Here is a 17,461-nt window from a genome sequence, read left to right on the forward strand (position 1 = left end):
GTATTAAACAGCAAGACCGTGAGGCGTTTTCCTTGCGATTCACGATATTTTCCCGATTTTCCCTACCATTGGTCTCTACTTTTTCCCATCTTTGCCATTCTTACGGGTCCACCAGTCTGGGTCCGGTCCCAAAAACCACCAGTCCTTATGGTCTGTTTTAGCGATAGTTTCGGCCAGCTCCTTTCCCCATTGAGTACGCACCCGCTGCAATGCAGATTCCAACCATTGACCTGCATATTTATTGCCGTGATCGAACTCTTCCTTGAGATTCATGATAAAATCCAACTGGTCGGCATCCTGCGCCAACTGGGCCTCAAGGGTTGCTGTTTCTTCCAGCTCTTCCCAATAGCCGAGCATTGCGTCTTCCAGCCCGGTACCGCCGCAGGCGTGCTTCAAAGCCTCGACTCGGTCCGAGCTGTTATAAATCCGGTTCACGTAGTTGAAATCCCCGGTACGCGCCTCGTGCAGGTCATGAAACAGGCACATATATGTCGTGCGAGCCACATCCGCATCAGCCATTAGCGCAAGCACATGCCCGATGACTGCTGTCCGAAAAGAATGTTCAGCCACGTTCTCGGAGCCTGAACCCAAAAACTGATAGCCGGTTCTTGGCGTCTTGCGCAACATGCCGCATTCATTCAAAAAATCAACTATTCGGGTCAATTTGTCCCGACCTGTCATATCAACCATGAGGATGCCTCCGGCGGCTGGGGGAAAAGAAAGGCTCTCCCTCTCTCTTCCCCCAGCCCCCCATCCCATCCCTTTCAAAGCGCTTTATTGCTGCTTCGTAGGGATAAAGATGGGAGCGTATTGCATTAATTATTCTATTTATTTGTCAGGGAAACGTTCGGAGCAAAGTTCTCCGGCCGCCCCCCAGTTGTCTTTAGGAACTTCTTCGATAATGACCGTCACGGCTTCAATCCGACAACCGAGAATTTTAACAATCTCACGGGTAAAAGTTTCCACGAGTTCGCGCTTCTTTTCCTTGGGCGTTCCAGCCCATGTCTGCAAAGTTAGTATCGGCATTGTCTTCTCCTACGAGCGGTAATCCGCGTTGATACTCACGTATTCCTTCGTCAAATCCGAAGCGAGCAGCATGGAGCTACCCGGGCCACCACCAATATCTATATGAATAACGATATCCCGCTCGCTCATGATGGGACCGAGCAAATCGTCCATATCACCGGGTTCAGGAGTTCCGTTATGAAACACAAGAATTCCACCAATTTTCAGCACGAGATTATTGGCCTTGAAATCCGCACCGGAATAACCGGCTGCACAAATAATACGGCCCCAATTAGGATCAGAACCAAACAACGCGGTTTTGACCAACGGGGAATTACCCACGGCTCGTGCCACCAGCTCAGCGTCCTCATCCGTCTTGGCGCCGGACACTTGAATAAAGGCAACCTTGGTACCACCTTCGGCATCCATGACTATTTTATAAGCCAAATCTTCCAGCACATTCAGCAGGTGCTTACGCAACAAAATATAATCTTCTTCGGACTCAATGGACACACCGGATGCGCCATTGGCAAGGGCCATAACACAATCATTGGTCGACATGTCGCCATCCACAGTCACTCGATTGATGGACAGATTCACGCAATCAACAAGCATGGCCTGCCACGCCTCGGCGGAAATATCTGCATCGCAAACGATGAATGAAAGCATGGTTGCCATGTTCGGGGAAATCATGCCTGCCCCCTTGCACATACCGAGCAGGCGAACTTCGCCGCCTTTGAGCTCAAAAGACACATCACACAACTTGTGTACGGTATCCGTCGTCATGATGGAATGGGCCGTATCTTCCGGCGTGGCAACACCAAGGTTCTCGCCAAGCGCAGGCATGGCTTTTTCCCATTTAGCCATATCGAACTGTGCACCGATAACGCCGGTGGAAGCAGGAAGCAATTCATCAGCCGGAACATTCAGTGCTTTGGCTGCCAGATTCAGGGTTTCACGACAATTGGCGCGCCCTTCGTCACCGGTACAGGCGTTGGCTTGCCCGGAATTAATCAGGAACCCGGACATTTTTCGTCCGTCTGCCAGCATTTCCTGACACTGCAACACCGGTGCAGCCTTAAATTTATTCGTAGTAAACACGCCTGCGGCCACGGCCGGAGTGCTGCTGACAATAGCTCCAAGATCGAGCTTGCCCGGTTTCTTGAACGACGCCGCAGTAGCAGCAAAAGTATATCCAACGGGTATATTCATTAGTTTCTCCATATCAGATTTCTCAGTCAGATCTTTGCTTTACCTCAGAGTGCGCCGTGTGAAAAGGGGGAACATGTTGCAGGACTATGACAGAAGGCGTAACACGACGAGTTAATGGAACCTCTCATAATCGCACTCGTTCTCGCCACTTTCTTTTTCGCGGCCTTCATGAAAGGAACGGCAGGTCTCGGTTTCGCCACCACCTGTCTGGGGATCATGGCGAGTTATCTCGACTTACGACTGGCTATCCCACTGGTCATCATTCCGTCCCTACTCTCAAATACCATGGTCATGATAGACGCCGGAAACTTCTGGTCCATCTTTCGCCGGTTCTGGCCATTATATTTCTCTGCTCTGCCCGGCCTCTTTCTCGGATTATGGATACTCGGCAGCAATGAAACGGATCTGCCCCGCATGGTACTTGGTACAACCATGGTTTTGTATGGTGCATGGGGATTGTGGCGTGGCCATCTTTCGCTGAAACAAACCAAACCGCTTGAGATGTGCGTTGGCCTCCTGACCGGCTTAATCAACGGACTGACCGGCTCCCAAATTATGCCCATCATGCCTTATCTCATGTCTCTGAACATCTCCAAAGATGAATTGGTGCAGGCCATCAACACTTCGTTCACCATTGCCAGCCTCGTCATGCTCGCGGGATTGGGAAAACTGGGCCTGATCTCCATTGAGAACATGATTCTCTCAACGGTGGGAATCATTCCCGTGGGTTTGGGGATATGGCTTGGCGGCAAGGTACGCCGCAAATTACCGGAAACCGTATTCCGCAAAATAGTACTCGCTCTGATAGGGTTGCTCGGACTCGGACTTGTCATACGCGGCATGCTCTAACCCTTGCAATCACCGACTTGACGGGGCATAGAATAAGCACGAACTAGCAACCTAAGGAGCCATACATGCGTATATCCATTTCCCGTCTGACTCTGACCGCACTGGCCGTCGTAATGTTCTCTCTGCCCGCACTGGCTGGCCGAGAAATTAATCTATCCAAAGGCCAAACCATCTATGTCCCGGTATATTCTCACATCTATCAGGGCATCAAAGGTAAACCTTACAATCTGTCCGCCCTGCTTTCCATCCGCAATGTGGATTACAACGATTTCATCACAGTCACTGCGGTTCAATATTACGATGACAATGGCAAAATGCTGAAATCATACTTTGAAAAACCAATCACCATTCCGCCCATGGGAACAACTGAAGTCCATATACCTGAACGCGACACTTCAGGCGGTTCCGGGGCAAACTTCACGGTGGTATGGGAAAGTGCCAAGAAGGTTTCCACACCAATCATTCAGGCGGTCATGATCGGCACGGCCTCAACACAAGGCATATCCTTTGTGTGTGACGGCGTAGCTATCGAAGAAAAGGAATAGTTCCACCCCGCCACATCCAAAAACAGATTACTTCGTCACGCCGAGCAATCCGTTGACCGCGGCCATAACAGCCTGTCCCTTGATGTCTTCACGGGAACCGGAAAAGTTATACAGACGTGCACGGGTACCGGACGGCCAGGCCCATGCCATCCAGACAGTTCCGACGGGTTTGTCAGGAGTTCCACCGCTCGGTCCGGCAATGCCTGAAATTGCCACGGAAACACGCGCACCCACAGCCTTGAGCACTCCTTGCGCCATGGCCAAAACCACGGGTTCGGAAACCGCACCATGTTTTTCCAAAATTTCCGATGATACACCAAGCAAGTTGGTCTTGACCTCATTCGAGTAAGCGACCACCGACCCGGCAAACCACTCCGAACTGCCGGGCGTGTCGGTCAGGATGCTTGCCAACAGCCCCCCGGTACACGATTCGGCAGTGGCAAGGTAGTTATCTTCCACGCGCAGGCATTCGCCCAATTCAACAACAGCTCGAGAAATAAGATTCATATCCATTACGTCCTCCAAGTACGTGTTTACAAAATCTCTGAATAGGTTGCAATCTCGACCTGTCCGTTTGTATTATCACCAAAGGAGGACCAATGACCGTCACACCATCTGACTTGGCGAAACTGGCACTTGAACGCCACCGTCTCCCGTGGAACTGGAGTTTACAGTTCGCGGCACTGGTCCTTTTTTGCCTGATGCTTCTCTTTCACAGCCCGTTATTCCTAACTGCCACGATTATTCTTTGCGCGACCGGATTTCTCCGTTTAAACATGGATGAACCACCGGACAACTTGTGGTTTCGATTTGTAATGGCTGGCATCGAATGGGAAAAAGACTGGATCGCCGCCCCCTGGAACTGGGTCAAATGGACCAAGTTCATTTTCATATTCATCATCACTATCGTTTTCCTCTGGGCTCTCTGGGTCCGCGAGGCGGCAACCCTCGGATTGATTCTGGGTTTTGCTGTTCTGATCAGGGTTGTGATTGAGAATATTGATAATGGAATTGAGCCGTAATTTGTTGCAGCGCATTCTTTTGCCGTAAGGATAAGAAGAGGAAGAAAGGAAGGAAGAACATCTTTCTTTGATGGGCGTTGCGTGCTTTCGCAGTGAGGGGGCAAACGGTATTGTTTCAAAAGTTTCGCCTTTACGGCGACCTGCTTTTTTTGAGGCGAAAAAAAGGAGGCAAAAAACGCCTTCTTCGCTGTGCGCCTGATAGCGAACCCAAGAGCCTGTACGCGACTTCATTGCCCGACAAGATTGCCTGTGACACAGACTCGGTCGGGCTACGTTACGCCGCGCGGGACAGGCTCTAAGGCCCGCTATCAATTGCCCGTCGCTGTAAGATGTTTTTGGGTGTAGGTGTTCATCTTTGATTCTAAGTTCTTCGATATCACACATGTTTTTTGAATCTTCATGTCATCGTGACCAGTTTTTTCCATCATAAGTATTCGCTTTTGATTCCAAGCTCTTCGTTATCCATAGAGGGCCTTGGGGTGCTCCAGCACCCCAACACCGCTCTCCCTCCGAAGAAGATTTCTTCCCCGTCCAACCAGACGAAGACCGAACCCAGCCCTTGATTGGCGGCTTAGAAGCTGACCAATCGAAGGAGGCGGCTCTGATAGGGGAATTAGATAATTTATCTTAAACTAAGAGAGAAAAGGAGAGGCAGGGCTTATGCTTTTAATCGGGTGGAGCCGACTCGATTGGATCAGATTCTCGCCGCCGATCATGGGGGCGGCCAAACGAGCGCAAGCGACCTTTTTTGCTCCTTTTTTGGGCGCTGCCAAAAAAGAAGGCCCGCCCGGCAGGGCATGGAAAACGTTGGGTGCTGAAGCACCCAACAATGACTCTCGCCAAAGGCGCATCTTCAATTCTTCATCCCCAAAAACAAAAAAAATAACCTCAATCCAAACTCACAGATAGACAGAACTCACAGGTATGATTATCCTTACTAAAACAAAAGAAACAACCGGAGGGAAAATATGAGCGATGACACCAACACCTGCAAGCAATGGCTGAACGAAGTCAACTGGGATATGATCCACGAAGATGCCGTCACCCTGTATCTTGAATGGGGCAACAACAATTACCGTGATGCCATGCGTTCACCGGTGACCACCAGCGGCGAATATTCCATCTATTTCGCCATCGACACATGGGAAAGCCCCAAGGTTGTCCTGATGAAGATGGACAACTACGGGTCCACCATCCTGTGTGCCAAAAAACTGCCGGAAAACCTTGCCAAGGAACTGCACGAAGAGATCAAGGGCATCAAAGGTATCCTTGAACTGACACCATCCATCAAGGAATGGCTCATGAAGGAACTTGAAGCATAAAGTTCGCCCGCATTTCATTGAATCAAAAAGACAACGGCCCGGCGCACTGAGTGCACCGGGCCGTTTTTCATTCTTGATTGATATGGAACTACTCCATGCCTTCATCTTCCAGAAGATCACGACCTGATGCAGCGTTACGCGCCAGATCATCGACACGTTCATTGAACATGTGGCCGGAATGGCCCTTAACCCAATTGAAATTGACGTCCTGCTTCTCGATAAGTGGCATGAGACGGCGCCACAGATCCTGATTCTTGACCGGTTTCTTAGCGGCGGTTTTCCACCCATTGCGCTGCCAGTTCTTAAGCCACCCTTTGGTAATGGCCTGCTGGACATATTTTGAATCAGTCCACAGCTCTACCGAACAGGGACGACTCAATGCGCCCAAACCAATAATTACGGCAAGCAACTCCATACGGTTGTTGGTCGTTCTTTTGTAGCCTTGGGCGAACTCCTTGTAGTTGTCCGCTCCTTCGCCTTTGTATTCGCCATAAATCATGACCGCGCCATATCCGCCGGGACCGGGATTGCCCAAGCAGGAGCCATCGGTATACATGGTGACTCGCTCATTCACTGGCGGTCTCCTCTTTTTTCAATTGTTCGAGTTTCTTGTAGATTTCCATCAACACTTCCTGAATGGCCATGGGCCAATCGCCTTCCTGAAAAGACGGTAGCAGGAACGTTGTTTTAAGCGATTCGATAAAGTCTTTGGCGAGCGCCTGTCGCATCATGGGCGGAAACCGCAATTTGACCTCATTAATAGACGGGGCCAAACCCATATACATGGTTTTGCCATCCAGCTCAGGCATCACGAAATCGCCGCCGTAAATTTGAATTTTGCAATCCATGCCGTATTCTTCACGTAGAGACCGAGTAAATGACACAATGAATTTTTTTTGTGTCTTGTCCAAAGTCTTGGTCTCGTCATAAACCGCGCCCTCCTGATTGAGGACGTCTACCACATGTTTATTGTTCATATAGAAGGCCCAGATCACGGCCGCAAAGACCAGCACTAATGCCAAGGACCGAAACATCTTCTCTTTCGGCGACTCGCCGTGCACTCTGGGGATCTTGATTCGCATATGCACTCTCTACCGTGAGGTCGCTTTTCGTGCAAGCCCGACGGCTTACCCTTCGCCTCGCAACGCCTGAATCGGGTCAAGTCCTGCTGCCTGCTTTGCAGGCTTCAAACCAAAGATCAATCCAACCGCTTGCGATCCAGCCAAGGCCATGAAAAACGCCTTCCATGAAAATTGAATCGTCAAAATATCCAACCGCGAAAGGAATTGGCCCAATCCTAATCCAAGGAACAGCCCAAGCACACCCCCAAGCATAGTCAACGCACAGGCCTCCACCAGGAACTGGCCCAGAATAGCAGAATTGCGTGCACCCATGGCCTTTTTCAACCCGATCTCCTCGGCGCGTTCACTCACTGAAATGGAAAAGAGATTGGCAAGCACGAATCCACCGACAAGCATGGCGATACCTGCGGTCACACCCAAAAAGATCGTCAGCCCCCCCTTGAACATGGACAGGAACTGCAAGACTTCATCAGCCGTCAGAATGGAAAAATCGTCGTCATCTTCCGGTGCCAAATGATGCAAATTCCGCAACAGAGAACGCAGATTCTCGGTATGCGCCTCCATATAATCCGGCTCATAAAACTTCACCCGCAATGCTCGGAAATATTTCCGATCCATATTATATCGCTGCACCAATGTCGCCAACGGCACGATAATACGGTTGTCGATGTCACCACCTCCGCCCGAGGCGAACCCTCGGTAGGACAGTTTACCCACCACCTGAAACGGAATATCACTGATGTAGATAACTTTGCCGACCGGCGATTCATTGCCAAATAATTCCCGAGACGGCTTGTCGCCCAACAGAGCGATCTTCGCACCTGTGGCATCATCCTCAGCCGTAATATCGCGGCCCTCGGCCAGCGGCCAGTTCCATGCGGACGCATATTTCTCGGTCGTCCCGATAATGCGGACGTTCTGATAATTCTTGTTGCCGACCTTGACCGTCTGCCCAAACTTGGCACGCATGGGCACGACCTGATACGCACCCGGCAGCGAGTCCCGAATCCGTTGCGCATCCTCCCGACTCAAGGTCAATGTACGCATACCCACGGCCCGCTGCTTGAAATTGCCGCCAAACACCAACGCCGAGTCCGGGCCAAACATCTCGACAATTTCCACGGCCTTTCTGTTCGCGCCATCAACCGCCGTCACGATCAACGTCAAACTCGCAATGCCAAACGCAACCCCCAAAATCACGAAAAAAGATCGGAGCTTAAAAGCCCACACAGCCTCAAACCCCATACTTATTATTCGTGCTACGAGTCGTATCATTGCAAGTGCCCCCAGCCCCCCATCCCCTCTTTTTCCTCAACTTTTTATGTCGCTTCGCGAAGTAAAGGGAAATCGAAAGTCTATTCTATTTTACAAACATCAATCAAAATTTTTCATTTCAGGGAGCCACCACATCACACGCCCTCACCGCAGGCGACCCAAAAAGTTTTGGAGAGTCCAAAGAACCTTTTTCAAAAGGTTCTCTGGTCCCGCTGAAAACGACCGCCGGTAGGCCCACCGGAGGCTCCCACTTCTAAACTCGTGTATCCTCGACGATGCACCCATCGTGTAACCGGATAACTCGTCCGGCTTCCTTGGCAACATCTTCGTCGTGCGTTACCAACACAATGGTCTGTCCGGCTTCATGCACAGAATGAAAAAGCTTCATGATCTCGGACGATGTTGCAGAATCAAGCTGCCCGGTTGGTTCGTCTGCGAGGATAATCTGCGGCTCGTTGAGCAACGCACGGGCCATGGCCACTCGCTGCTGCTGCCCACCGGAAAGTCGTGAAGGCTTAAAATCCATACGATCAGCCAACCCAATCTGCTCCATGAGCACACCGGCCCGAGCGAGCAACTCGGCTCGCGGCTTGCCAGAATACAATCCGGGCAGGATGACGTTCTCCAAGGCCGTGGCATAGGGAATAAGATAAAAGGACTGGAACACAAACCCGAGGGATAAATTACGTAGATCAGACTGGGCATCGTCATCGAGAGAAGCGGCATCCCTGCCAAGCAGTCGGTAAACCCCGGCCGTAGGCCGGTCGAGCAAACCAATTATGTGCAAAAGTGTGGACTTGCCGGAGCCGGACGTACCTTGCAAGGCAATGAATTCACCGGAATCAACATCGAGTGTGATGGACTTGAGCACCTCGATACCCGACTCGGTATCACCGTTCTTTTTTTCTCCCTGCGGGAAAAAGGTCTTATTGATAGCATCAAGACTGATGGCCGGATGGGACATGCTTAAATCCCCTTCTTGCCGACCTTGGCACCGGGCAGAACAAGCTGAGTGGCTACGGTATCACCTTCGGAGAGACCATCGAGCACTTCACTCGTTTTCAAACCGACCAAACCAAGCTTGGGAGAAACTTCTACAGGCTCGATCTGGGGATCATCTACACGAAAACAGACCTGACGATTCTTAACCCACTTAAGCGCAGTGTTGGGGACCGTCAAAACGTCCTTTTTTGTTTCCACGATGATTTTACACTGGGTGGTCATTTCCGGACGCAACCACTTGGATTGCTCTGGGGAAACCTTCACGAGAGTCCTATAATATACGATATTATCCCGAACTTCCGGCTCGGGATAAATGCGGTCCACAGTTCCTTTGAAAACTTCGTTGCGAAAGGCGTCCACAGTGTAGCGAACGGATAAATCGTCAGCCACGCGACCAACGTCGGTTTCATCCACATAAATCCACATTTCCAATTTGGTAGGATCAAGAACCGTAATCAGATTGGACACGGACAGGCCGGATACGATGGTCTCACCTTCCTGAGCCGCCACCTGACTAACCACTCCATCAATGGGCGAATGAATCTTGGTGTAGGAAAGTTGAACTTCAAGCGTTCTGAGCTTCGCGCGAGAAGAGGCCACGCTGTGCCGAGCCATTTCCGCGTCCTGATAGGCAATATCTAACGAATCCTGTGCTTCAAGCTTCTGCTTCACCAAAGAACGCTTTCTGGGCAGATTCTTCTGCATGTATTCAAGCTTGGCCTGTGACAAATTGAGATTGGCACGGGCTTCGGCAATACGGGAACGCAGTTCTCGGGAATCAATTTCGGCGATGAGGTCACCTTTTTTGACAAGGTCCCCTACCTTAACGGGAACAGAATCGAGTACACCAGTGGCCTGAGCACCAATCTTGACCTGTGCGCCGACCTGCGCCTTGACGATGCCGGTGGCCTCAAGAACTTTTGAGACATCACCCCGCTGGACAGTGGCGGTCTTGATGATCTTGACCTTACCTTTGGATTGCCCTGCATTGAAATACCAAACACCCCCGCCGGTCAGAAGGGCGGCAATGAGAATGAATATGAACTTTTTCATAATTTTCGCTTGTCTTTATCTTGTTCTATCTGTCCTTGGAGCACATCCGTAAACCGAGACTCTCCCCATGATTTACGCCGCATGAAAACGTCACGAAAGGTCACAGCCTTGAAGGAGTATCCACAGTCATCACGCAACCAACCGCCGTGGTAATATAACGACTTGGCCGGGTAATTACTACATAAAGCAGGCCGAGATTCATAATCAGTGCAAATATTGTCGTTGCCAAGCTTTGAACAATTAAAAACGAGGACACCGAATTCATCCTGCCTGACAATACGAAAACATTCATGCAACGGATCGGACTGACAAAGTGCTCGAAACTGTTTTTCCGTTTTCAAAAACCGGCCAGCATCTTTGAGCAGAATACCTCGGCAACACTTACCGCACATTCGGCATTGGCCCACGACTTCTACATCACGTTTCAGAACAAATGATCGGAAACGACGAAACAAACCTGTCAAAAGTTTTACCATCGACATCTATATATTTCCTGTTTTTTCATATGAAATATACCCCATACTCAAGCAGATATATGTTCGCCTAAAATACGTCGTTTTTTGCATGACTGCCTTGACCTGCCTTCGCAATGTGCCTACTTGTGAACTATTATGAATTGGGATTGGGAAAAATTACAAAAGCAGCAACAGGGGCGCCCGGGCGGAAAACCGCCGAACTTTGATGATTTCCAGGATCAACTTGATAAATTCAAAAAATTCAATTTGCCAAGCTGGAAATTCATCATACCAATTTTTATCGTTCTCTGGATCGCCAGCGGCTTCTATATCGTAGAACCCGATGAAGTGGGCGTGGTAAAACAGTTTGGACAATTTAACCGCATCACAACTGCGGGTCCGAATTACCACATTCCATTTCCTGTGGAAAGCGTACTGACGCCCAAGGTGACCCAGATCCGACGTATTGAATTTGGTTTCCGCTCCGTGGGCACGGCGCGCAGCAACAACTTCCAACAAGGAGTCAGCCGAGAGGTCAAGGAAGAATCCCTGATGCTCACTGGCGACGAAAACATCGTATCCGTACAGTTCATTGTTCAGTACATGATCAAAGACGCCGAGGAATACCTGTTCAACGTCAACGACCCCGAAAAAACCCTGGCTCACGCAAGCGAAGCCGCCATGCGTGAAATCATCGGTAAAGGCAAAATCGATGATGCCCTGACCACAGGTAAACAGGAAATCCAAGCTGAAACACGCGTATTGATGCAAAACATTCTGGACACGTACGAAACCGGCCTGTCCATCGTTGCTGTGCAGATGCAAAACGTTCATCCGCCCGCAGAAGTCGTGGACGCTTTTAAAGATGTAGCCAGTGCTCGCGAGGACAAAAGCCGCTTCATCAACGAGGCCGAGGCTTACCAGCGCGATATTCTGCCCAATGCACGTGGTGAAGCCGCGCACATCGTCAATGCAGCCCAGGCTTACAAGGAAGCCAAGATTCGCCAGTCCCAAGGTAATGCCGCGAGATTCCTGTCCGTGCTGACCGAATACAGCAAGGCCAAGGAAATTACCCGCAAACGCTTGTACCTTGAGACCGTGGAATCCGTCCTAGCCAACCCGGAAGTGGAAAAATTGATCATGTCCAGCGAGGCACTCAAGCAATCCGTTCCCTACCTGCCCCTGGAGAAGCTGCCTAAAAAACAGGCCGCTCCCAAGGCAAAGCAATAAGGCAGGTTCACCATGAAAAAAACTACCATACTCTTTAGTATACTGATTATTGTCGGCGCATTCGTGGTCACGTCAGCTGCCTTTACTGTTGACCAGACCCAATCCGCCATTGTCATTCAGCTCGGTCGTCCAGTTGGCAACCAAGCACTCGGCCCCGGGCTGCACTTCAAGCTACCTGTCATCCAAAATGTGGTATTCTTTGATGCCCGCATTCTGGACTTTGACGCCAGACCCGAAGAAATTACCACCACGGATAAGAAGTACATGAACGTGGACTCTTACACCAAGTGGCGAATCATCGACCCATTGACCTTCTACACCAAGGTGCGCACCATTCAAGGTGCTCGGGCCAGACTGGACGACATCGTTCGTTCCCAGTTGCGCGTGGCTCTTGGTCGATACACCCTCATTGAGGTCGTATCCCACAAGCGTCAGGAAATCATGACTGCCGTCACTAAACGGTCCAAGGAACTGCTTCTGCCTTACGGCATTGACGTGATTGACGTACGCATTAAGCGTACCGACCTTCCTGCGGAAAACGCCCGTTCCATCTTCGGAAGGATGAAGGCTGAACGCGAACGTCAAGCCAAGCAATACAGATCGGAAGGGCGAGAAGCATCTGCCAGAATCAAGGCCACTGCCGACAAGGAAAGAACCATCATTTTGGCTGACGCAAACAAGCAGGCTGAAATTGTTCGAGGCAAGGGCGAAGCCCAGGCAACGAAAATTTACGCCGATGCTTTGAGCCAGTCTCCGGAGTTTTACGAGTTCACTAGAAGCTTGGAAGCGTACCGCAAAGGATTTAACAAAAATTCCCGGTTTATAATGACACCGGAAAGTCCCTTCCTAAAGTACATGCAATAACATACTGTTTTAGTCCGCAATTTTGGGAAAATGGTCATCTTTCAATGACCATTTTCCCTCTTTTTTTGCCCAAAAACAGGACAACACGGGACTTGACAAAACCGGGACTTTCTCCCAATGTCTGCACGTATTTTTTGCACAAAACAGCTAACATGCTGATTTAAATAAAAGATATTTCCAAATGTCACCAGTGACGAAAATAGCACATTCTATTTCGTTGCGTATTGCAAACTAAACTGGTAGAAAAAACATCACTTAAACGTCACGAGAAGGAGCCTTTATGCCGAAGAAGAAAAGGAGATGCGATGAGGCGCAGCTCAAATGGTTTGAAGAAGCGCTTGAAAGGATAAAAAAAGCCACTGGAGCTCGCACACAGGTGCAGCTGGCAGAAGTGCTTGACGTTCGTCAATCCAGCATCTCTGATGCCAAGCGCCGGTGTTCCATTCCGGCCGACTGGTTCCTCAAACTCTACCGCAGCCATGGGCTTGACCCGGACTGGTTGTCCGAAGGAGTAGAGCCTGTCTACATCAATGCAGACAAGGCCAAGGTCCCAGCTGACACCCTGCTTCGCGAAGCTCCGACCCCATATGGTCGCATGAACTCCAGAGGCCGCGTGGTTCCCGTATCCACCATGGCCGGCGCAGACAAGGAAGCCCCCGAGTGGGAACCGAAGTCCATCGAAGAGTTATCCGTACCTGAATCTTACTGTCGCCCCAAACTTCTGGTGGTCAAGGTAGACTCGGCCAGCATGGAACCGGTTATTGCGCGCGGCGGTTTCGTCGGCATTGACCGTGATCAGAAAGAACATCCTGACGGCGACCTGTGCGCGGTCTACTTCCCTCATCAGGGGTTGACTATCCGCCGCGTCTTCCATCAGGGAGATTCTTTCCTGCTCAAAGCAGACAATGAAAAATATTCCGATCTGACCATTCCGGCTTCCGAAATGAATGATCGTACTGTGGGCCGCGTCATCTGGGTCCTTCAGAATCTCGCTCCCATGTAAGCGACGAGAGAATGCACTTCAAAGCCGGCCAGGTTCTCCTGGTCGGCTTTTTTTATTTTCGTAAAATAATCATGGCTCCACAAATCCGTCCATGTATACTGTAAGGTATGCAAAGGAATCTCGACAAATCACTTCCCCATTTGGACACTCCTAAAGTTTTGCTGGTGGAAGACAGTAAATTCTTCGCTTCTATTGTGAGCAGAAGAATTGAAAAAGAGCTAGGCTTTCAGGTGGACTGGATGGAAACCTATGCCAAGGCCGCTGCCGCCATTGATTGTTGCAAGGATTCTTACATTGTAGCGCTTCTCGATCTGCACCTACCAGACGCCCCTAACGGTGAGATTATCCAACACGCCACCAAACGGGGCATCCCCGGCATTATCTTCACAGCCGGAATCGACAGTGACTTTCGTTCCAACATGCTCACATGGAGTGTCGTGGACTATATCCTCAAGGATTCCGAATCCTGCGTGGACAATCTGATCGACGTCATCCGACGTATCCACAAGAACAGCGACATCAAAGTAATGGTCGTGGATGACTCCTTGCCCATGCGCAACGCTATAATCCGGTTACTCGAAACACAACGTTTTCAGGTGGTCGCTGCGGCCAATGGCGTCGAAGCATTGGAAGTTCTGGCCGAAAATCCGGATATAAAACTCATTGTCACCGATTATGACATGCCAGAAATGGATGGCTTTGAACTCATCGCCAAAGTGCGAAAAGTTCATTCAAAAAACAATCTGGCCATCATCGGCATGTCCGCCAGCGGAGACCCGTTGCTCTCGGCAAAGCTTATCAAAAGCGGTGCGAACGACTTTGTTCCCAAGCCTTTTCAAGTGGAAGAATTTCATTGCCGCGTCGGGCACTCCATTGAAATGCTCGAAAACATAGCCCTTATCCGGGACCTTTCCTACAAGGATTCGCTTACCCGACTGCACAATCGTCGCTATTTCTTTGAAAATGCGGATACATTTGTTGAAAGCGCACAAACCCGAGGCCAGACAGTGTCCGTAGCCATGCTCGACATCGACTTCTTCAAAAAAGTCAACGACACATACGGCCATGACGGCGGCGATGTGGTACTGCGAAAAATATCGGCATTAATCCGTACAACCTTCTCGGAAGACGCCATTACCTGCCGTTTTGGCGGCGAAGAATTCTGTGTTCTGCTTGCTCATGAAGCTGGAACGGATGCCCTTGCCCGGTTCGATGAACTCAGGCAGTCCATTGAGGACACCGTTATTCAAGTTGATACCCAGACCACCCAGGTCACTATCTCCACCGGTATTTGTTCCGAACCCGATACCGTGGAAGCCATGCTCAAACTCGCGGACAGTCGTCTGTACACAGCCAAGGAAACCGGACGCAATCGAGTCGTCGGAAAACCACCGACTTCAAACGTGCGCGATTAACGATTCTTTAACAGACATCCACTTGACTCATCGGTTCGGCGACCATACTGTCCAGACCATGAGTTATACCAAAAAGAAAACCACCACGAATAAGGCCGCTCCCATATCCGCCCCTGTCATTCAGGCCATGAAGGGAGACAGCAAAATATGCTGTATGACCGCTTACGACTATTCGTCCGGCATAATTGCGGACGCCGCTGGCATGGACCTTGTGCTCGTCGGTGACTCTTTGGCCATGGTCGTCCTCGGACATGAAGACACTCTGTCGGTAACCGTGGATGAAATGATCCATCATATCCGGGCCACCAGCCGTGGCGTAAAGCACGCTCTGGTTGTTGGAGACATGCCGTTCATGTCTTACTGCACCGTGGAACGCGCCCTTGAAACCGGCGGACGATTCATTGGTGAAGGACATGCCAAGGCCGTAAAGCTGGAAGGTGGAGCAAGCGTGTGCCCACAGATCAAGGCACTGACTGAGGCTGGCATTCCGGTTATGGCCCACGTGGGACTGACCCCGCAACACGTTGCCAAATTCGGTGGATTCAAAGCACAAGGCAAATCAGCAGAGGCCACCAAAACACTCATCGAAGATGCTCAAGCAGTGGAAGCGGCCGGAGCCTTCTGTGTGGTGTTGGAAGCCATCCCCGTAGAAGCCGCAGAACTCATCACTGCAGCCGTTGACATCCCGACCATCGGTATCGGCGCAGGCAACGTCACTGACGGCCAGATTCTGGTATACCACGACACTCTAGGCCTCTTTGATCGCTTCACTCCCAAATTCGTTCGCCGTTTCGCAGAATTGGGTGAAGAATCACGCACCGCCCTTGCTCGCTACTGCGATGATGTCCGCCGAGGCACTTTCCCCGGTGACAAGAACACATTCTACATGCCTGAAGACCAACTGTCTCAGGTTCGCAAAATCAAAATCAAAAGCAAGCACAAGAAGAAATAAATGGAATTCGATCTCTCTTGGCCCGTTCTCTGGAACGGGCTTTTCTGGCCGCTCATCCGACTGACCTTCTTCATCTCTGTAGGGTTACTCGTGGGCAATCTCATTGAGTCCCTCCAATGGACAAGATATGCAGCCAAACTCGCGGATCCACTCGCTCGACGGGCAAGACTGGGAGACATCTCCGCAGCCAGTTTTACCATGGCCTTTTTCTCCGGCATCACAGCCAACACCATGCTTTCAGAAGCCCACGAGAAAGGTGAAATATCTGATCGAGAACTCATTCTATCCAACCTTTTTAACTCGTTGCCTACCTACTTTTTGCACCTTCCAACCATCTTTTTTATTGCCGCCCCGTTTATTGGCTCAGCTGCCGCTGTATATGTAGGATTAACTGCGTTTGCAGCCATTATTCGCACCATGGCAATCGTCTTTTCCGGCAAATTTCTGCTCCCCCCCATTAAAGAAGGGTGCTTGCCATGCAGGCTGGATGAAATGGAAAAGAAAAGGGATACAAAATCCGCTCTGCAAAAGACCTGGGCAAGATTCAAAAAAAGACTACCTAAAGTCCTATACCTAACCTGCCCCATTTATACGTTATTTTTTGTCTTCAAACAAATCGGCATGTTCGCATGGCTTCAGGGCTTCATGTCGGGAAGCGCCTCATTCTTCACATTCCTACCGCCAGAAGCCCTCGGCATAGTGGTCTTTCACATGGCCGCCGAATTCACCGCCGGACTGGCTGCGGCCGGTGCCATGATCTCTGATACCAGTCTGACGCAGACACAAGTCATACTCGCCCTCATGCTTGGCAACGTGCTTTCATCGCCCATGAGAGCCTTCCGCCACCAATTCCCATACTATGCGGGCATCTTCAGACCACGCATGGCATTCAAGCTCATCCTCTACAATCAGGTGACCCGAGGCCTAACCATCGCCCTCGTCGGCACGGCTTACGCCCTGTTGATGACGTAGAAATCTTTTCCCCTTACACTCTTCACGGCCCGACAGCATGACGCTGCCGGGCCGTTTCTTTCACCTTACGCTCACAAGCGCGGAAAGACCAAATGCACTGTGTGCACAATGTGCAAATATGTACACTCGACTTGTGCAATTCGCATCACTTTGCACAAGTGTTGAGCATGCAACTTTTTCCAACATACTGATTTTACAGGTAT

Annotated in this window: 20 protein-coding genes; 10 read left to right on the forward strand and 10 right to left on the reverse strand. The window is 50.4% G+C overall.

Going from position 1 to position 17,461, the window contains the following annotated elements; all coding sequences use genetic code 11:
- Nucleotides 1-75 precede the first annotated feature (75 nt).
- From SYK_RS10295 to argJ, 3 genes are all read right to left on the reverse strand, one after another.
- A complete protein-coding gene (locus tag SYK_RS10295; RefSeq protein WP_281760176.1) occupies nt 76-690 on the reverse strand; it encodes an HD domain-containing protein in 615 nt (204 codons plus the stop codon).
- Nucleotides 691-828: 138 nt separating this feature from the next.
- Nucleotides 829-1,026 carry a tautomerase family protein gene (locus SYK_RS10300; protein ID WP_281760177.1) on the reverse strand — a complete coding sequence of 66 codons (198 nt, stop codon included), beginning with the start codon at nt 1,024-1,026 and terminating at the stop codon, nt 829-831.
- Nucleotides 1,027-1,035: 9 nt separating this feature from the next.
- Nucleotides 1,036-2,217, reverse strand: coding sequence for a bifunctional glutamate N-acetyltransferase/amino-acid acetyltransferase ArgJ (argJ, locus tag SYK_RS10305; protein WP_281760178.1), 1,182 nt, complete (start codon nt 2,215-2,217; stop codon nt 1,036-1,038).
- Between the two features lie 114 nt (nt 2,218-2,331).
- Between argJ and SYK_RS10310 the strand changes: the two genes are divergently transcribed.
- Entirely contained in the window at nt 2,332-3,066 is a 735-nt protein-coding gene (locus tag SYK_RS10310) for a sulfite exporter TauE/SafE family protein (RefSeq protein ID WP_281760179.1), read from the forward strand.
- Nucleotides 3,067-3,131: 65 nt separating this feature from the next.
- Nucleotides 3,132-3,611, forward strand: a complete 480-nt coding sequence (locus SYK_RS10315) for a DUF3124 domain-containing protein (RefSeq protein WP_281760180.1) — start codon at nt 3,132-3,134, stop codon at nt 3,609-3,611.
- Between the two features lie 27 nt (nt 3,612-3,638).
- On the opposite strand, the gene SYK_RS10320 is transcribed toward SYK_RS10315, so the two are convergent.
- A complete protein-coding gene (locus SYK_RS10320; protein ID WP_281760181.1) occupies nt 3,639-4,124 on the reverse strand; it encodes a CinA family protein in 486 nt (161 codons plus the stop codon).
- Nucleotides 4,125-4,210: 86 nt separating this feature from the next.
- On the opposite strand from SYK_RS10320, the gene SYK_RS10325 reads away from it, so the two are divergent.
- Nucleotides 4,211-4,633 (forward strand): hypothetical protein, encoded by a 423-nt coding sequence (locus tag SYK_RS10325; protein WP_281760182.1) that lies wholly within the window; start codon nt 4,211-4,213, stop codon nt 4,631-4,633.
- A 968-nt stretch (nt 4,634-5,601) separates the two neighbouring features.
- The gene (locus tag SYK_RS10330; RefSeq protein WP_281760183.1) at nt 5,602-5,955 is read left to right on the forward strand and encodes a DVU0772 family protein; all 354 of its coding nucleotides are present in this window, start codon (nt 5,602-5,604) and stop codon (nt 5,953-5,955) included.
- 88 nt (nt 5,956-6,043) lie between these two features.
- Here SYK_RS10330 and rnhA read toward each other — a convergent pair whose 3' ends face one another.
- From rnhA to SYK_RS10360, 6 genes are all read right to left on the reverse strand, one after another.
- Nucleotides 6,044-6,529, reverse strand: a complete 486-nt coding sequence (gene rnhA, locus SYK_RS10335; RefSeq protein ID WP_281760184.1) for a ribonuclease HI — start codon at nt 6,527-6,529, stop codon at nt 6,044-6,046.
- Nucleotides 6,522-7,037: a hypothetical protein gene (locus tag SYK_RS10340; RefSeq protein ID WP_281760185.1), complete on the reverse strand. Its 516-nt coding sequence runs from the start codon at nt 7,035-7,037 to the stop codon at nt 6,522-6,524. The genes rnhA and SYK_RS10340 overlap by 8 nt, the downstream gene beginning before the upstream one ends.
- Nucleotides 7,038-7,082: 45 nt before the next feature.
- On the reverse strand, nt 7,083-8,312 hold the full coding sequence (locus SYK_RS10345) for an ABC transporter permease (protein WP_281760186.1): 1,230 nt from the start codon (nt 8,310-8,312) through the stop codon (nt 7,083-7,085).
- Nucleotides 8,313-8,565: 253 nt separating this feature from the next.
- The gene (locus SYK_RS10350) at nt 8,566-9,276 is read right to left on the reverse strand and encodes an ABC transporter ATP-binding protein (protein WP_281760187.1); all 711 of its coding nucleotides are present in this window, start codon (nt 9,274-9,276) and stop codon (nt 8,566-8,568) included.
- A 2-nt stretch (nt 9,277-9,278) separates the two neighbouring features.
- Nucleotides 9,279-10,367 (reverse strand): efflux RND transporter periplasmic adaptor subunit, encoded by a 1,089-nt coding sequence (locus tag SYK_RS10355; protein WP_281760188.1) that lies wholly within the window; start codon nt 10,365-10,367, stop codon nt 9,279-9,281.
- Nucleotides 10,364-10,849, reverse strand: coding sequence for a YkgJ family cysteine cluster protein (locus SYK_RS10360; protein ID WP_281760189.1), 486 nt, complete (start codon nt 10,847-10,849; stop codon nt 10,364-10,366). Before SYK_RS10360 ends, SYK_RS10355 begins: the two co-directional genes overlap by 4 nt.
- Before the next feature lie 129 nt (nt 10,850-10,978).
- On the opposite strand from SYK_RS10360, the gene hflK reads away from it, so the two are divergent.
- The 6 genes from hflK to SYK_RS10390 all read left to right on the forward strand — a co-directional run bounded on the left by hflK (nt 10,979) and on the right by SYK_RS10390 (nt 17,258).
- Nucleotides 10,979-12,052, forward strand: coding sequence for an FtsH protease activity modulator HflK (gene hflK, locus SYK_RS10365; RefSeq protein WP_281760190.1), 1,074 nt, complete (start codon nt 10,979-10,981; stop codon nt 12,050-12,052).
- Between the two features lie 12 nt (nt 12,053-12,064).
- Nucleotides 12,065-12,916: a protease modulator HflC gene (hflC, locus tag SYK_RS10370; RefSeq protein WP_281760191.1), complete on the forward strand. Its 852-nt coding sequence runs from the start codon at nt 12,065-12,067 to the stop codon at nt 12,914-12,916.
- Nucleotides 12,917-13,196: 280 nt separating this feature from the next.
- Entirely contained in the window at nt 13,197-13,919 is a 723-nt protein-coding gene (locus SYK_RS10375; protein ID WP_281760192.1) for a LexA family transcriptional regulator, read from the forward strand.
- Nucleotides 13,920-14,026: 107 nt separating this feature from the next.
- A complete protein-coding gene (locus SYK_RS10380) occupies nt 14,027-15,334 on the forward strand; it encodes a diguanylate cyclase (protein ID WP_281760193.1) in 1,308 nt (435 codons plus the stop codon).
- Between the two features lie 58 nt (nt 15,335-15,392).
- Nucleotides 15,393-16,286 carry a 3-methyl-2-oxobutanoate hydroxymethyltransferase gene (gene panB / locus SYK_RS10385; protein ID WP_281760194.1) on the forward strand — a complete coding sequence of 298 codons (894 nt, stop codon included), beginning with the start codon at nt 15,393-15,395 and terminating at the stop codon, nt 16,284-16,286.
- A complete protein-coding gene (locus tag SYK_RS10390) occupies nt 16,287-17,258 on the forward strand; it encodes a hypothetical protein (RefSeq protein WP_281760195.1) in 972 nt (323 codons plus the stop codon). It abuts the gene before it with no gap.
- The last annotated feature ends 203 nt before the right edge of the window (nt 17,259-17,461 follow it).

The organism is Pseudodesulfovibrio nedwellii (genome assembly GCF_027923765.1).
Lineage (GTDB): Bacteria > Desulfobacterota > Desulfovibrionia > Desulfovibrionales > Desulfovibrionaceae > Pseudodesulfovibrio > Pseudodesulfovibrio nedwellii.

Excerpts from the sequence above, each read along its gene's own strand:
- SYK_RS10340 (WP_281760185.1), bottom strand. The coding sequence starts at position 7,037 with ATGCGAATCAAGATCCCCAGAGTGCACGGCGAGTCGCCGAAAGAGAAG.
- hflK (WP_281760190.1), top strand. The coding sequence starts at position 10,979 with ATGAATTGGGATTGGGAAAAATTACAAAAGCAGCAACAGGGGCGCCCG.
- SYK_RS10360 (WP_281760189.1), bottom strand. The coding sequence starts at position 10,849 with ATGTCGATGGTAAAACTTTTGACAGGTTTGTTTCGTCGTTTCCGATCA.
- SYK_RS10315 (WP_281760180.1), top strand. The coding sequence starts at position 3,132 with ATGCGTATATCCATTTCCCGTCTGACTCTGACCGCACTGGCCGTCGTA.
- SYK_RS10390 (WP_281760195.1), top strand. The coding sequence starts at position 16,287 with ATGGAATTCGATCTCTCTTGGCCCGTTCTCTGGAACGGGCTTTTCTGG.
- argJ (WP_281760178.1), bottom strand. The coding sequence starts at position 2,217 with ATGAATATACCCGTTGGATATACTTTTGCTGCTACTGCGGCGTCGTTC.
- SYK_RS10375 (WP_281760192.1), top strand. The coding sequence starts at position 13,197 with ATGCCGAAGAAGAAAAGGAGATGCGATGAGGCGCAGCTCAAATGGTTT.
- panB (WP_281760194.1), top strand. The coding sequence starts at position 15,393 with ATGAGTTATACCAAAAAGAAAACCACCACGAATAAGGCCGCTCCCATA.
- SYK_RS10310 (WP_281760179.1), top strand. The coding sequence starts at position 2,332 with ATGGAACCTCTCATAATCGCACTCGTTCTCGCCACTTTCTTTTTCGCG.
- SYK_RS10320 (WP_281760181.1), bottom strand. The coding sequence starts at position 4,124 with ATGGATATGAATCTTATTTCTCGAGCTGTTGTTGAATTGGGCGAATGC.
- SYK_RS10330 (WP_281760183.1), top strand. The coding sequence starts at position 5,602 with ATGAGCGATGACACCAACACCTGCAAGCAATGGCTGAACGAAGTCAAC.
- hflC (WP_281760191.1), top strand. The coding sequence starts at position 12,065 with ATGAAAAAAACTACCATACTCTTTAGTATACTGATTATTGTCGGCGCA.
- SYK_RS10295 (WP_281760176.1), bottom strand. The coding sequence starts at position 690 with ATGGTTGATATGACAGGTCGGGACAAATTGACCCGAATAGTTGATTTT.
- SYK_RS10380 (WP_281760193.1), top strand. The coding sequence starts at position 14,027 with ATGCAAAGGAATCTCGACAAATCACTTCCCCATTTGGACACTCCTAAA.
- SYK_RS10300 (WP_281760177.1), bottom strand. The coding sequence starts at position 1,026 with ATGCCGATACTAACTTTGCAGACATGGGCTGGAACGCCCAAGGAAAAG.
- SYK_RS10345 (WP_281760186.1), bottom strand. The coding sequence starts at position 8,312 with ATGATACGACTCGTAGCACGAATAATAAGTATGGGGTTTGAGGCTGTG.
- SYK_RS10355 (WP_281760188.1), bottom strand. The coding sequence starts at position 10,367 with ATGAAAAAGTTCATATTCATTCTCATTGCCGCCCTTCTGACCGGCGGG.
- SYK_RS10325 (WP_281760182.1), top strand. The coding sequence starts at position 4,211 with ATGACCGTCACACCATCTGACTTGGCGAAACTGGCACTTGAACGCCAC.
- SYK_RS10350 (WP_281760187.1), bottom strand. The coding sequence starts at position 9,276 with ATGTCCCATCCGGCCATCAGTCTTGATGCTATCAATAAGACCTTTTTC.